This window comes from Microbacterium sp. NPDC080005 (assembly GCF_040702445.1).
GTDB lineage: Bacteria > Actinomycetota > Actinomycetes > Actinomycetales > Microbacteriaceae > Microbacterium > Microbacterium oleivorans_D.
On the sequence record NZ_JBFBLD010000001.1, the window covers coordinates 1,217,860 to 1,232,658 of the forward strand.

The 14,799-nt window shown below is 69.6% G+C and carries 13 protein-coding genes; 8 read left to right on the forward strand and 5 right to left on the reverse strand.

The genetic code is table 11. From position 1 onward, the window contains the following. Positions 1-5: 5 nt before the first annotated feature. Positions 6-1,358, reverse strand: coding sequence for a folylpolyglutamate synthase/dihydrofolate synthase family protein (locus AB0259_RS05930; RefSeq protein WP_366220095.1), 1,353 nt, complete (start codon positions 1,356-1,358; stop codon positions 6-8). Continuing rightward, complete coding sequence (gene ileS / locus AB0259_RS05935; protein ID WP_366220094.1) at positions 1,355-4,732, reverse strand: isoleucine--tRNA ligase; 3,378 nt, start codon at positions 4,730-4,732, stop codon at positions 1,355-1,357. Before ileS ends, AB0259_RS05930 begins: the two co-directional genes overlap by 4 nt. Positions 4,733-4,952: 220 nt before the next feature. Between ileS and AB0259_RS05940 the strand changes: the two genes are divergently transcribed. Both AB0259_RS05940 and AB0259_RS05945 read left to right on the forward strand, forming a co-directional pair. Next, on the forward strand, positions 4,953-5,609 hold the full coding sequence (locus AB0259_RS05940; RefSeq protein WP_366220092.1) for a hypothetical protein: 657 nt from the start codon (positions 4,953-4,955) through the stop codon (positions 5,607-5,609). 2 nt (positions 5,610-5,611) lie between these two features. Beyond that, complete coding sequence (locus tag AB0259_RS05945; protein WP_366220091.1) at positions 5,612-6,124, forward strand: GNAT family N-acetyltransferase; 513 nt, start codon at positions 5,612-5,614, stop codon at positions 6,122-6,124. Positions 6,125-6,128: 4 nt separating this feature from the next. Here the strand turns inward: AB0259_RS05945 and AB0259_RS05950 are convergent, their stop codons facing one another. Further along, complete coding sequence (locus AB0259_RS05950) at positions 6,129-6,542, reverse strand: OsmC family protein (RefSeq protein WP_366220089.1); 414 nt, start codon at positions 6,540-6,542, stop codon at positions 6,129-6,131. Positions 6,543-6,647: 105 nt separating this feature from the next. On the opposite strand from AB0259_RS05950, the gene AB0259_RS05955 reads away from it, so the two are divergent. The 5 genes from AB0259_RS05955 to AB0259_RS05975 all read left to right on the forward strand — a co-directional run bounded on the left by AB0259_RS05955 (position 6,648) and on the right by AB0259_RS05975 (position 11,822). After that, positions 6,648-7,334, forward strand: coding sequence for an ATP-binding cassette domain-containing protein (locus AB0259_RS05955; protein ID WP_366235781.1), 687 nt, complete (start codon positions 6,648-6,650; stop codon positions 7,332-7,334). Next, entirely contained in the window at positions 7,331-8,023 is a 693-nt protein-coding gene (locus AB0259_RS05960) for a methionine ABC transporter permease (RefSeq protein ID WP_366220085.1), read from the forward strand. Before AB0259_RS05955 ends, AB0259_RS05960 begins: the two co-directional genes overlap by 4 nt. A gap of 45 nt (positions 8,024-8,068) precedes the next feature. Beyond that, on the forward strand, positions 8,069-8,878 hold the full coding sequence (locus tag AB0259_RS05965) for a MetQ/NlpA family ABC transporter substrate-binding protein (protein ID WP_251580597.1): 810 nt from the start codon (positions 8,069-8,071) through the stop codon (positions 8,876-8,878). A gap of 117 nt (positions 8,879-8,995) precedes the next feature. Then, the gene (gene valS, locus AB0259_RS05970; RefSeq protein ID WP_366220083.1) at positions 8,996-11,572 is read left to right on the forward strand and encodes a valine--tRNA ligase; all 2,577 of its coding nucleotides are present in this window, start codon (positions 8,996-8,998) and stop codon (positions 11,570-11,572) included. Between the two features lies 1 nt (position 11,573). Continuing rightward, positions 11,574-11,822, forward strand: coding sequence for a hypothetical protein (locus AB0259_RS05975; protein ID WP_366220081.1), 249 nt, complete (start codon positions 11,574-11,576; stop codon positions 11,820-11,822). Positions 11,823-11,829: 7 nt separating this feature from the next. Here AB0259_RS05975 and AB0259_RS05980 read toward each other — a convergent pair whose 3' ends face one another. Continuing rightward, the gene (locus AB0259_RS05980) at positions 11,830-12,045 is read right to left on the reverse strand and encodes a hypothetical protein (RefSeq protein ID WP_366220080.1); all 216 of its coding nucleotides are present in this window, start codon (positions 12,043-12,045) and stop codon (positions 11,830-11,832) included. Continuing rightward, complete coding sequence (locus AB0259_RS05985) at positions 12,042-12,641, reverse strand: helix-turn-helix domain-containing protein (protein ID WP_366220078.1); 600 nt, start codon at positions 12,639-12,641, stop codon at positions 12,042-12,044. The genes AB0259_RS05980 and AB0259_RS05985 overlap by 4 nt, the downstream gene beginning before the upstream one ends. A gap of 95 nt (positions 12,642-12,736) precedes the next feature. Here AB0259_RS05985 and AB0259_RS05990 point away from each other — a divergent pair, with 95 nt between their 5' ends. After that, positions 12,737-14,794, forward strand: coding sequence for a M3 family metallopeptidase (locus AB0259_RS05990; protein WP_366220076.1), 2,058 nt, complete (start codon positions 12,737-12,739; stop codon positions 14,792-14,794). Positions 14,795-14,799: the final 5 nt, after the last annotated feature.

Consider the following 14,799-nt stretch of genomic DNA (forward strand, 5'->3'; position numbering starts at 1 on the left):
CCTGCTCACGACTCGTACCCCGACTTCCAGTCCTCGGCCTCGGCGAGGACGACGGCCTCACCGGCGAGCACGACGCTGCCGGCGATCACGACGGCGCGACGATCGGATGCCGCAGCCCACGCGCGCGCCGCCTCGGCGGCCTCGGCGAGGTCGCGGTGCACCGTCACGGGTGTCCCGGTCTGCTCGACGAGGTCGGCGACGGCATCCGGCTCCTGCGCGCGGTCCGACTCGGGCGCCGTCGCGAACACATGCGCGACGGCGGGGGCGAGGGTGCCGACGATGCCGGCGACGTCCTTGTCGGCGAAAGCGCCGAGGACGAGACCCCACTCATCGAAGTCGAACGACTCCGCGAGGGCGGCGACCAGTGACCGGGCGCCGTGCGGGTTGTGGGCGCTGTCGACGAGCACCGTGGGGGCGACCCCCACGAGCTGCAGTCGACCGGGCGACGTCGCGGCGCCGAGGCCGTCGGCGAGCACGTCCGGCGCGATGGGCTGCGTGCCGCCGCCGATCAGCGACTCGACCGCCGCGATCGCCAGGGCGGCGTTGCGTCCCTGGTGTGCGCCGTACAGCGGCAGGTAGAGCTCGTCGTAGGTGGCGGCGAGACCGCGGACCGTCAGGAGCTGGCCGCCGACCGCGAGCTTCTGATCGAGAAGCCCGAACTGGTCGCCGTCGACGGCGAGGCTCGCACCCTGGGCGCGCGCGGCGGCGGTGAGGACGGAGAGCGCAGCCGGCTGCTGGGCGGCCGAGACGACGGCCGCGCTGGGCTTGATGATCCCCGCCTTCACGGTTGCGATCTCCGCGATCGTCTCGCCGAGCTTGTCGGCGTGGTCGATGTCGATCGGTGCGAACACAGCGACGTCGCCGTCGGCGGTGTTCGTCGAGTCCCACGCCCCACCCATGCCGACCTCGATCACCGCGACGTCGACCGGCGCATCGCCGAACGAGACGAACGCGAGCACCGTGAGCAGCTCGAAAAACGTGAGCGGCGGCTCGCCCTTGCCCGCGAGCTCATCGTCGACGAACGCGACGATGGGCGCGACGTCATCCCAGGCGTCGGCGACGGCGGCATCGGCGATGGGCTCCCCGTCGATCATGATGCGCTCGGTGAACCGTTCCAGGTGCGGGCTGGTGAACAGGCCGGTGCGCAGGCCGTGGGCTCGCACGATCGACTCGGCGATTCGACTCGTCGAGGTCTTGCCGTTCGTCCCCGTCACGTGGATGACGCGATAGGTGCGCTGCGGGTCGCCCAGCAGCTCGAGGGCACGACGGGTGCGCTCGACGCGGGGCTCGACCCACCGCTCGCCCTGCCGTTGCAGGAGAGCCGCGTACACGGCATCCGCTCGTGTGCGGTCGCTCATGAGGTCGCTCCGATCCGGCGCACGCCGATCGTGAAGGCGCCGGCGTTCGCGTACGTGCCGGCCGGGACGGATGCCGTGTGCTCGGGGGCCGAGCGCAGGGCCTCGCCGCGCAGGGTGCTCCCGTCGGCGGTGGCGACGAGGTCGGCGACCGACAGGGTCTCCCCCGCGACGTCGGCGACCGCGAACGCGGACGCGACGGCCTCGGCGTCGGCGGTGTCGTCGAACGTGAGCTGCAGCGCGATGCGGTCGCTCACCTCGAACCCTGCGGCCTTGCGGGCGTCCTGCACGGCGCGGATGACGTCGCGCGCGAGGCCCTCGGCCTCGAGCTCGGGCGTCGTCGTGGTGTCGAGCAGCACGAACCCGCCGCGCGGGAGGAGCGCGATCGCGGTGCCCTCGGCGACGCCGCCCGCCTCGAGCGTGAGGTCGTACTCCCCCGGTTCGAGCGCGATGCCGTCGACGACGACCACGCCGTCGGTCTCGGTCCACAGGCCCGCCTTGGCGCCCTTGATGACGTGCTGCACCTGCTTGCCCAGGCGCGGCCCCGCGGCGCGCGCGTTGACGGCGAGCCGCTGGCTGATGCCGTACTGCTCCGCGAGTCCGTCGGTGAGCTCGACGACCTGCACGGCCTTGACGTTGAGCTCGTCGCGGACGATGTCCTCGAACTGCGCGAGCGCGTCGGCACCTGCGACGGCGACCGTCAGCGATGCGAGCGGCAGGCGCACGCGCTTGCCCTCCTTCTTGCGCAGCGCGTTGGCGACCGACGAGACCTCGCGGACGGTGTCCATGGCCTCGCGGATGTCGGATGCCGGGGCGAACCGCTCGGCGTCGGGCCAGTCCTCCAGATGCACGCTGCGCCCGCCCGTCAGGCCCTGCCACACGCGTTCGGAGACGAGCGGGATGAGCGGCGCCGCGACCCGCGTGAGCGTCTCGAGCACCGTGTAGAGCGTGTCGAACGCCTCGGTCGTGGCCGGGTCGGCGGCATCCACCCCCACCCAGAACCGGTCGCGCGAGCGCCGGATGTACCAGTTCGTGAGCGCCTCGGCGAATTCGCGCAGCTTGGCGGCGGCCATCGTCGAATCCAGCGCTTCGAGGTCGGCGGCCACGTCGCGGACGAGGTCGCCGGTCAGAGCGAGGATGTGACGGTCGAGGACGTTCGTGGAGTCGGTGCGCCAGACCGCCTCATACCCTTCGCCGTCCGGTCCGCCGGCGGCGTTCGCATACGTCGAGAAGAAGTACCAGGCGTTCCACAGCGGCAGCAGGAACTCGCGGACGCCGGAGCGGATGCCCTCCTCGGTGACGACGAGGTTGCCGCCGCGGAGGACGGACGAGCTCATGAGGAACCAGCGCATCGCGTCGGAGCCGTCGCGGTCGAAGACCTCGCTGACGTCGGGGTAGTTCCGGAGCGACTTCGACATCTTCTGCCCGTCGCTGCCCAGGACGATGCCGTGGCAGGCGACCCCCGAGAACGCGGGACGGTCGAACAGGGCACCGGAGAGCACGTGCATGACGTAGAACCAGCCGCGCGTCTGCCCGATGTACTCGACGATGAAGTCCGCGGGAGCGTGCTCGTCGAACCACTCGCGGTTCTCGAACGGGTAGTGCACCTGCGCGTACGGCATCGACCCGGAGTCGAACCAGACATCGAAGACGTCCTCGATGCGGCGCATCGTGGAGTTCCCGGTCGGGTCGTCCGGGTTCGGACGGGTGAGGTCGTCGATGAACGGGCGGTGCAGGTCGACCTCGCCCGCCTCGTTGACCGGCAGCCGGCCGAAGTCACGCTCGAGGTCGGCGAGCGAGCCGTAGACGTCGACGCGCGGGTACTCGGGGTCGTCGCTCTTCCACACCGGGATCGGCGATCCCCAGAACCGGTTGCGGCTGATCGACCAGTCGCGCGCGCCCTCGAGCCACTTGCCGAACTGACCGTGCTTGACGTTCTCGGGCGCCCAGGTGATCTGCTCGTTGAGTTCGACGAGGCGGTCCTTGATCGAGGTGACCCGCACGAACCAGCTCGAGACGGCCTTGTAGATGAGGGGGTTCCGGCAGCGCCAGCAGTGCGGGTACGAGTGCTCGTACGACGCCTCGCGGAGCAGGCGCCCCTCGGCGTTGAGCAGGCGGATGAGGGGACGGTTGGCGTCCATCCACAGCTCGCCGGCGACATCGGTCACCTGCGGCAGGAAGCGGCCGCCGTCGTCGAGGCTCATGATGAGCGGGATGCCGGCGGCCCCCGTCACCCGCTGGTCGTCCTCACCGTAGGCCGGGGCCTGGTGGACGATGCCGGTGCCGTCGGTCGTGGTGACGTAGTCGTCGACGAGGATGCGCCAGGCGTTCTGCGTGCCCCAGGTCTCCTCGTCGGCGTAGTAGTCGAAGAGCCGGTCGTAGGCGACGTCGGCGAGTTCGGCGCCACGGACCGTCTGGTCGACCGCGTCCCGCGCCTCGTCCGCCGAGGCGTAGCCGAGGTCCTTCGCGTAGTTCCCCAGCAGGTCGGCAGCCAGGAGATAGCGGTGCGACTGCCCTTCGATCGCGTCCTCGTGGACGTCCGCGGCGCCGGCGGGACCGCCGGGCACGACGACGTACTCGATGTCGGGACCGACGGCGAGCGCGAGGTTGGTGGGCAGGGTCCACGGCGTCGTCGTCCACGCCAGGGCGCGGACGGCGGTGAGGCCGAGCGCCTCGGCCTTCGCCCCGACGAGCGGGAAGGTCACCGTGACGGACGGGTCCTGCCGCATCTTGTAGACGTCGTCGTCCATGCGCAGCTCGTGATTGGACAGCGGCGTCTCGTCGCGCCAGCAATAGGGCAGGACACGGTGGCCCTCGTAGGCGAGGTCCTTGTCGTAGAGCTCCTTGAAGGCCCACAGCACCGACTCCATGTAGCCGGTGTCGAGCGTCTTGTAGCCGCGCTCGAAGTCGACCCATCGGGCCTGGCGGGTGACGTAGTCCTCCCACTCCCGGGTGTACTCGAGGACGGAGGAGCGTGCCTTCGCGTTGAAGGCGGCGATCCCCATCTCCTCGATCTCGCTCTTCTCCGTGATCCCGAGCTGCTTCATCGCCTCGAGCTCAGCCGGAAGGCCGTGCGTGTCCCAGCCGAAGACGCGGTCGACCTTCTTGCCGCGCATCGTCTGGAAGCGCGGGAAGAGGTCCTTGGCGTAGCCGGTGAGGAGGTGCCCGTAGTGCGGCAGGCCGTTGGCGAATGGCGGGCCGTCGTAGAAGACCCATTCGTCCGCGCCGTCGCGCTGGGCGATCGACGCGCGGAACGTGTCGTCCTGCTCCCAGAAGGCGAGGACGTCGCGTTCGAGATCGGGGAAGCGCGGACTCGGGACGACGGCCGCGGGCGCGTCGGCGGCCGGGCCGAAGGCGGAAGGTCGGGGGTAGGTCATGTCACTCCTGCAGGTCTGCTCCTGCGAGGACGATCCGGAGACCGCGGTACCACCCCGCTTGGCGCTGCCCGGATCCGGGTGCACCCACTCACCTGCGGCGATGACGGGCCTGCCCCGCTCGGTTCTACTGGGCGGCGGACCGCTGTTCTTCCGAGAGCTCCCCGGTGATGGCCGGATCGGTGCTGATGACTCGATCATACCGTCGGCATAGCCTGGCGTCATGGCCCGCACCCGCATCCGTCCCGAGCCTCCCCGCATCCCGGATCCCGATCTTCCCACCGAGTTCTCCCCCGCCGCGCTCCGCCGGTCGGGTGAGGCTTTCGAGGCGCGTATCGACCTCGAGCCGGGAACGACGGATGCCGCGCACGCCCGCATCAGCGAGAGTGTCGTCGCCCCGGCATCCGTCGAGTCGGTGGATCTGACCGGCGCGATCGTGGCCGACGTGGTGTTCGAGGGCGTGTCCGCCGCTGAGCTGATCGCCCGCGACGGCACCTGGCGGACCGTCGTCATCCGCGGAGGCCGCATCGGGACGCTTGACCTGTCGCGTGCCCGCTGCGACGGCATCCTGCTGGACGCAGTCAGGGTCGACTACCTGACGGCCGGCGGCGCGACCCTGCGCGACGTCGACATCAGCGGATGCCGCATCGGCACCCTCGACGTCCCGGGCGCCCGTGTCGAACGCCTGCGGATGGCGGATACCGCCATCGACGAGCTGGACCTGCGCGAGTGGCAGGCGAGCGACGTCGATCTGCGGGGCGCTGAGGTCCTCTCGTTCACGGATGTCCGGATGCTGCGCGGGGCCACCCTCACCGAGACGCAGGTGACCTCGCACGCGCGGGCGTTCGCGGCATCCCTCGGCGTCGACGTCCGGGGCTGACGATGGAGGTGCGCACCGAACGCCTCGTTCTCCGGCCGATGACGCCCGACGACCTTCCCGCGCTCCGACGGATCCTGGCCGATCCGGTGGCGATGGAGGCGTACGAAGGAGCCTTCACCGAGGACGAGACGCGGCAATGGCTCGAGCGCAACCTCCGCCGTTATGAGGAAGACGGTTTCGGTCTGTGGGCGGTGGATCTCGCCGACGACCCGGGCGTCCTCATCGGCCAATGCGGCATCACTCGTCAGCGCATTGAGGACGACGAGGTCCTCGAGGTCGGCTACCTCTTCCGCCGATCGCACTGGCATCGCGGCTACGCGACCGAGGCGGCGAGCGCGAGCCGCGACTGGGCCTTCCGCGAACGGGATGCCGCGTCGGTGTGGGCCAAGATCCGGGACACCAACATCGCCTCGATGAACGTCGCGATCCGCCTGGGAATGACGGTGCGACGGCGGTTCACCGTCCGCTACCGGAGTGTCGACATGCCGCACCTCGGATTCGCCGTCGACCGCTGAGGCGTCAGCCCGCCCAGCCCTCGGCGCGGAGGGCGACCGTCGCCGCCCCCTGCAGGAGGCGGGAGATCGGGCAGCGGTCATGTGCCGCGGTCACGAGGTCCTCCGTCTCGGCGATCGTGCGTCCCTCGGCCGAGACGAACGCGGTCACGTGGAACTCGTAGCCGCCCCGGCTGGGTGAGTCCTGCAGTTCGACCTCCACGCGGACCCGTGTGCGGTGCGACTTCTTCACGATGGCCTGCAGAGTCGCGTCCAGGCACGTCGCCCACGCGAGGGCGAGGAGCTGCTCGGGGTTGCTGCGGGAGAGATCGGCATCCGGACTCAACGGATTCGTGACGGGAACGGTCATGCCGCCCACCACGCGGCTGACACCTGTCCCGCCGTCGTCGTTGATCGCTTCGGTCCGGTACCTGGTGGTCATGTCAGAACTATAATTGGACTTCATCCAACAACGGCCTGAGGTCCTATCGTGCTGCCCGCAAACCCCGTCTCGCTCTCACGCGCGGGCGTGGTGTACCCCGGTGGCGTGACCGGACTGAGCGATGTGGATCTCACGGTCCGGGCCGGGGAGATCCTCGGTGTGATCGGTGAGAGCGGTGCGGGCAAGAGCACGCTCCTCGGTCTGCTCACCGGGGAGGTCATGACGACGGAGGGTGTCGTCACGGTGCTCGACCAGGACGTCCGTGGACTCGATCGCCCGGGTCTGCGTCGACTGCGCCGCGAGATCGGCGTGGTGTTCCAGGGCGTTCACCTGCTGTCCAACCGCACCGTCCGGCAGAACGTCGAGGTCGCCCTCAGCCTTCACCCGCGGCGTGAGCGCTCCCCCGGGACCGTCGACGAGGTGCTCCGGTTCGTAGGACTCGACCACCGAGCGGATGCCTATCCCGCGCAGCTCAGCGGCGGGCAGCGCCAGCGGGTCGGGATCGCCCGGGCGCTGGTCACGCGCCCGCGCCTCCTCCTGTGCGACGAGCCGACGTCGGCCCTGGACGCGGGGACGGCGGCCGAGGTCCTCGACCTCCTCCGCAACGCGCGCGACCGCTTCGGCACCACCGTCGTCATCGTGACGCACGACCTCGAGGTCGTGCGCGATGTGTGCGAGCGCGTGGCCTTGTTCGATGCGGGAAGGCTCGTCGAGCTCCTGACGGTCACGCCGGCGGTGCGACGCGAGCGTGAGACCTACCTCGATCGGGCGCGGCGGGAGCTGGGCGCATGACCGAGCCGCAGGACATTCTCGCCTCCCTCGGCGCGTCGCTCGCCGAGCGCGGCGACGACCTCGTCGAAGCGCTCGGTGAGACGGCCTATATGCTCGGTGTCTCCCTCGCCGCAGCCGTGCTGATCGGTCTCCCCCTCGGCGCCGCCGTGTACCTGACGCGACCCGGCGGCATCCGCCCGCAACGCGTCGTGTGGACCGTCGCGAACGTCCTGATCAACGTCATCCGGTCCTTCCCGTTCCTGCTGCTGGTGGTCTTCCTCGTACCCGCGACCCGGGCGATCTACGGCACGACCTTCGGCACGCCGGCTGCGACCTTCTCGCTCTGCGTCGTCGCTGTCGCCGTCTACGGCCGCCTGGTGGAGCAGATCCTCCGCGAGGTGAGCCCCGGCATCCCCCGGGTCGCGCAGACCCTCGGGGCGACGGTTCCGCAGACCGTGTGGCGCTTCCTGCTGCCCGAGGCCCTGCCGGGCCTCGTGTACGCGCTCACCTCGGCGAGCATCAGTCTGCTCTCCTACTCGACCGTCCTCGGTGTCGTCGGCGGCGGCGGGATCGGCGACTTCGCGCTGCGCTACGGCTACCAGGAGTACGACGACGTGCTCATGTACTTCACGATCCTCGTCATCCTCGCCATCGTCCTCGTGATCCAGGCAGTCGGGCAGCGGATCTCGGTCCTCCTCGACCACCGCTGAGCCTCTGCCACCTCCGACATCCACCCCATCCCACAAGGAGCACCTATGTCCCCGAGCCGCCTCACCCTCGCCGCAGCATCCACCGCCGCCGCGGTCGCCCTCCTGGCCGGCTGCGCCTCCCCCGCCCCGACGGGCGGCGACGAGGTGCAGACGATCCGCGTCGGTGCCGTCACCTCCCCGATGACCGACATCGTGGAGGCCGCGGCCGACGAGATCGAGGACGGCTACGAGGTCCAGCTGGTCGAGGTCGCCGATTACGTCACGATCAACAAGATGCTCGCCGCCGGCGACATCGACGCGAACTTCTCACAGCACGAGCCCTACATGCAGGAGTTCAACGCTGCGAACGACGCGGACCTCACCGCCGTGCAGCCGATCTACAACTTCACGATCGCCTTCTACTCCAAGACGATCGACGACATCGCCGATCTTCCGCAGGGCGCGACCGTCGCGATCCCCAACGACGCGTCGAACACCGGCCGCGCCCTAAAGATGCTGGCGGATGCCGACATCATCACGCTGGCCGAGGGCGTCGACCCCTACGAGGCCACCGTCGACGACATCGCCGAGAACCCGAAGGACCTGACGTTCCTCGAGCTGCAGATCAATCAGCTCAACACGGCGTACGACGAGGCGGATCTCGTCTTCCAGTGGCCGTCGCACATCGCGGCGCTCGGCCTCACCCCGCAGGACGACGGCCTGCTCACCGAGCTCGACGACCGCTTCGCACTGCAGCTCGTCGTCCCCGAGGAGGACGCGGATGCCCCCTCCACCGAGGCGCTCATCGACGCGTTCACGAGCGACCCGGTGCGGGAGATCATCGACGGCAACGCCACCATCGAGGCGGCGTTCTGACGAGCTGACGCGGGCTGCGGCGCCATGCGGCGTCACAGCCCCGGCGGTAGACTGGCGCGACACCCACACTCAGGCACGCTCACACAGTGCCGCACATATCGCTCGAGGAGCACCACCATGACGAACGCGCACATACCCGACAAGCCCGCCCTGGAAGGCCTCGAGCAGAAGTGGGATGCCGCGTGGTCCGACGCCGGCACGTACCTGTTCGACCGCGACGCGGCCAAGGCCAAGGGACGCGCGGGCGTCTTCTCGATCGACACTCCTCCCCCGACGGCATCCGGCTCGCTCCACATCGGGCATGTGTTCAGCTACACGCACACCGACGTGAAGGTGCGCTACGAGCGCATGCGGGGCAAGACCGTGTTCTACCCGATGGGATGGGACGACAACGGGCTTCCCACCGAACGCCGCGTGCAGAACTACTACGGTGTGCGCTGCGACACCTCGCTCCCCTACGACCCCGATTTCACGCCGCCCTTCCGCGGTGACGCGAAGAGCCTGAAGCCGGCCGACCAGGTGCCGATCAGCCGTCGCAACTTCATCGAGCTCTGCGAGGAGCTGACGCTCGAGGACGAGAAGCAGTTCGAGGACCTGTTCCGCAAGCTCGGCCTGTCGGTGGACTGGACGCAGACGTACCGCACCATCTCGGACGACACCATCCGCACGAGTCAGCTCGCGTTCCTGCGGAACCTCGAGCGCGGCGAGGCCTACCAGGCCATGGCGCCGACTCTGTGGGACATCGACTTCCGCTCGGCGATCGCCCAGGCCGAGCTCGAGGACCGCGACCAGCAGGCCGCGTATCACCGTGTTGCGTTCCACAAGTCCGACGGCTCGGGCGACATCCACATCGAGACGACACGTCCCGAGCTTCTCCCCGCGTGCGTGGCCCTCGTCGCGAACCCGGACGACGAGCGCTACCAGCCCTACTTCGGATCCACCGTGCGCACGCCGCTGTTCGACGTCGAGGTGCCCGTGCTCGCCCACCCGCTCGCGGTCAAGGACAAGGGCACCGGCATCGCCATGATCTGCACCTTCGGCGACGTGACCGACATCATCTGGTGGCGCGAGCTCGACCTGCCGAACCGCACGATCCTCGGCCGCGACGGCCGGATCATCGACGAGGCCCCCGACGTGCTCGAGACGGATGCCGCTACGGCGGCGTACGCGGAACTCGCCGGCAAGACCGTGTTCAGTGCCAAGAAGCGCATCGTCGAGCTGCTGCAGGAGTCCGGCGAGCTGCTCGAGGTGTCGAAGCCGTTCACCCACCCCGTGAAGTTCTACGAGAAGGGCGACCGTCCCCTCGAGATCGTCTCGACGCGCCAGTGGTACCTCCGCAACGGCGCGCGGGATGCGGACCTTCGCGAGAAGCTCATCGAGATGGGTCGCAGCATGGGCTGGCACCCCGACTTCATGCGGGTGCGGTACGAGAACTGGACGAACGGGCTCACCGGCGACTGGCTCGTCTCGCGCCAGCGCTTCTTCGGCGTGCCGATCCCGGTCTGGTACGCGCTCGATGAGAACGGGGAGCGCGACTACGACCGCGTGCTGACCCCCGACCTCGCACGCCTGCCGATCGACCCCACCACCGACGTGCCCGACGGCTACACCGAGGAGCAGCGCGGTGTGCCCGGCGGCTTCGACGCCGAGCGCGACATCTTCGACACCTGGGCGACCTCGTCGCTCACGCCGCAGCTCGCCGGCGGGTGGCAGCGCGACGAGGAGCTCTGGAACCTCGTCGCGCCGTTCGACGTGCGACCGCAGGGTCAGGACATCATCCGCACGTGGCTCTTCTCGACCATGGTCCGTTCGGTGCTCGAGGACGGTCGCGCGCCGTGGACGGATGCCGCGATCTCGGGCTTCATCGTCGACCCCGACCGCAAGAAGATGTCGAAGTCGAAGGGCAACGTCGTGACCCCGGCGGACATCCTCGACGCCCACGGCACGGACGCCGTCCGCTACTGGGCGGCCTCCAGCCGCCTGGGCGCCGACGCGGCGTTCGACCCGCAGAACCCGACGCAGGTGAAGATCGGTCGGCGCCTGGCGATCAAGGTGCTCAACGCCGCGAAGTTCGTGCTGTCCTTCCCGGTCCCCGAGGAAGCGCGCATCACCCACGCGCTGGACGCGTCGATGCTGGCCACCCTCGACCAGGTGGTGCGCGACGCGACGAAGGCCTTCGACGCCTTCGACCACGCCCGGGCGCTCGAGATCACGGAGGCGTTCTTCTGGACGTTCTGCGACGACTACCTCGAGCTCGTGAAGGAGCGGGCGTACAACCAGGCCGACGCCGGTCAGGCCTCGGCTGCGCTCGCGTTGCGCATGGCCCTGTCGACGCTCCTGCGCCTGCTCGCCCCGGTGCTGTCGTTCGCCGCCGAGGAGGCGTGGTCCTGGTTCGAGGAGGGTTCCGTGCACACGGCCGAATGGCCCGCACCGCTCGGCATCGAGGGCGACCCGGTCGTGCTGCGCACCGTCGGTGAAGCGCTCATCGGTGTGCGCCGCGCGAAGACGGAGGCCAAGGCCTCGCAGAAGACGCCGGTGGAGTCGCTCACGATCACGGGACCGGATGCCGCCCTCGACGCCATCCGTTCGGCCGAGGGCGACCTCGCCGCCGTGGGCCGCATCGCGCAGGTTTCCTACGCGGCCGGCGACACCGTGTCGGTCGGCGACATCGTCCTCACCCCTCAGGAGGCCTGACATGCAGCTCGGTACCCGATGGACCAGCGGCGAGCAGCCGCCGACCGCCGTCCCCGAGATCCTGCGCGAGCAGATCGCGGCCGTCGACGCCGCCGTCGACCAGGATCCGCTCGGTCAGCCCCGTCCCCGGTGGACGCTGACCTGGCTCGAGGGACGCCCGGTCGCGGAGCTCGAGACGGGCGTCGTCGTGCACGTCGACCGCGAGGGTGAGGTCGTCGTCGGTCACCTCGACGACGACGGCATGGCCTGACGGACGCTCAGGCGCGCGGGTGACGCGCGAGGTGCGCGGCGACGTCGACGCGCGTGCGCTCGGCGTGCTCGTCGGCCGCTGACTGCGCCAGGGCCTGTTCGGCGCGGCGCATCATCCGCGTTGCGACGGCGCGCTGCACCGACGCGGAGGCGGCCAGGAGGAGCGCCTCGAGCCGGGTCGGACGACCGGCGACGTCCAGTACCGGAATGGTGATCGTGGTCATCGTCCGTCTCCGTCCTCGGGAAGTGCGAACACGTCCACCCGGACGGTGAACGGTGAGCGGTCGGGATCCTCCTCGTGCCCGCGAGCGCCGGCGACGACCTCGGAGACGACGGCCGAAAGGCGGTCGATCAGGTCCTTCGCCTGCGCGCGCGTGAGGTGGATGTTGGCGGTCGAGATCATGGTGGACTCGTCGTGCTCGTCCGGCGAGGCGATGCCCTCGCTGACGTGCCGCATCAGCTGCTGGTGACGGCGCCCGAGGAACTCGTTCATGATGAGCTGGGTCGCCGAACGCACCGCGGGCGACGTGAGCGCCTCGGGGCTGTCGAACGACACCGACTTGTCGGCGCGCTCCCACCAGCGCTCGCGGGCCGACCCGCGGTCCGGGATCTCGCGGATGAGATCCTGCTTCGCCAGCGCACGCAGGTGGTAGCTCGTCGCGCCCGACGACTCCCCCGTCCGCTCGGCAAGCGAGCTCGCGGTCTGCGGCCCGTACTGGGAGAGGATGTCAAAGAGCTGCACGCGCAGCGGGTGCGCCAGCGCTCGGAGAGCGCCGGCATCCAGCTTGCGCCCTTCTCTGACGTCCTCGGATCCGCTCATAATGCAAAGATATCTTTGCAAGTAGAAGTTTGCAAGCATTTCTTTGCAATAGGGCCTTTGCGGTCTGACAACGGCCCGAGCCGTACGCTGGGACGATGACGGATGCCGCTGCCAACCCGCTTCTTTCGCCCTCCCCCCTCGCATTCGAGCTGCCGGACTATCCCCGCATCCGCCCGGAGCACTACCTTCCCGCCTTCCGCGAGGCGTTCGCCGCTCACCGCGCCGAGGTCGAAGCGATCGCGACCTCGACCGAGATGCCGACATTCCAGAACACGCTCGTCGCCCTCGAGCGCTCGGGCGAGCTGCTGGGGCGCGTGGCGCGCACGTTCTACACGGTCAGCTCCGCCGACGCGACGGTCGACATCCAGGAGATCGACGAGAGGCTCGCTCCTCTGATGTCCGCGCACCAGGATGCCGTGACGCTCGACGCCGGTCTCTACGCTCGGGTCGCTGCCGTCCACGCGCAGCTGGACGACCTCGGGCTCGACGGGGAGGACCGCTATCTCGTCGAGCGCACGTACCGCGAGATGACGAACGCCGGGGCCGGCCTCGATGTGGCTGACAAGACCGTGCTCACCGAGCTCAACCAGCAGCTGTCCGTGCTGACGACCACCTTCGAGAAGAACCTCCTCGCCGACACCAACGACCTCGCTGTGGTCTTCGAGGACGCCGCAGAACTGAACGGCCTCACCGACGGCGAGTTGTCCGCCGCAGCCCGGAACGCAGCCGATCGCGGGCTCGACGGGAAGTTCGTGGTGACGCTGACGCTGTTCACGGGGCATCCCTATCTGTCGTCGCTCACCTCCCGGGCCAGCCGCGAGAAGCTCATGACCGCCTCGCGCTCGCGTGGCCGTCGAGGGAACGAGAACGACAACCGCGCGGTCCTGACCGAGATCGTCCGTCTCCGCGCCGAGCGCGCCCGCGTGCTCGGGTACGACTCACACGCGGCGTACGTCACCGCCGACGAGACGGCAGGCTCGCCCGAGGCGGTCCACGCGCTGTTGCGCCGCCTCGCCGTCCCGGCCGCGGCGAACGCGCGTCAGGAGCAGGCGGCCCTTCAGGACATCATCGACGGCGACGGCGACGGGTTCCCGCTCGCGGCCCACGACTGGGCGTTCTACACCGAGCGCGTCCGCGCCGCGCTCTACGACCTCGACCGGACGGCCCTGCGCCCGTGGTTCGAGGCGGAGCGGGTGCTCGTCGACGGCGTCTTCCGCGCGGCGACGGACCTCTACGGCATCACCTTCACGGAGCGCCCGGACCTGCCTGCGTATCACCCCGAGGCGCGCGTGTTCGAGGTGCGGAACGAGGACGGCTCACACCTCGGGCTCTACATCCTCGACCTCTACACGCGCGACTCCAAGCGCGGCGGAGCGTGGATGAACTCGATCCAGTCGCAGTCGGCCCTGCGCGGCACGGCTCCGATCGTCGTGAACAACCTCAACGTGCCGCAGCCCGCGCCCGGCAGCCCGACCCTCCTGACGCTCGACGAGGTCACCACGCTCTTCCACGAGTTCGGCCATGCGCTGCACGGACTGTTCGCAACGGTCACGTACCCGCACTTCGCCGGCACCGCCGTGTTCCGCGACTTCGTCGAGTTCCCCAGCCAGGTCAACGAGATGTGGATCTTCTGGCCGGAGATCCTCGCCGCCTATGCCCGTCACATCGACACCGACGAGCCGCTGCCCGAAGAGGTCGTGGCGAAGTTGCGGGAGTCGGAGGCCTTCAACCAGGGATTCGCCACGAGCGAGTATCTGGCGGCTTCGTGGCTCGACCAGGCGTGGCACAGCCTCGACGTCGAGGACACGGCGTCCGAGATCGACGTCGACGCCTTCGAGGCGACCGCCCTCGCCGACATCGGCCTCGACAACCCGGCCGTGCCGACCCGGTACTCGTCCACGTACTTCGCGCACGTCTTCTCGGGTGGATACAGCGCCGGCTACTACTCCTACATCTGGAGCGAGGTCCTCGACGCCGACACGGTGGAATGGTTCCGCGAGAACGGCGGGCTGACGCGCGCGAACGGCGACCGGTTCCGTGAGCGTCTGCTCGGGGTCGGTGGCTCGAAGGATCCGTTGGAGGCCTACCGCGACTTCCGCGGACGCGATGCGCGGATCGAGCCGCTGCTCGAGCGCCGTGGTCTCACCGGCTGAGCGGA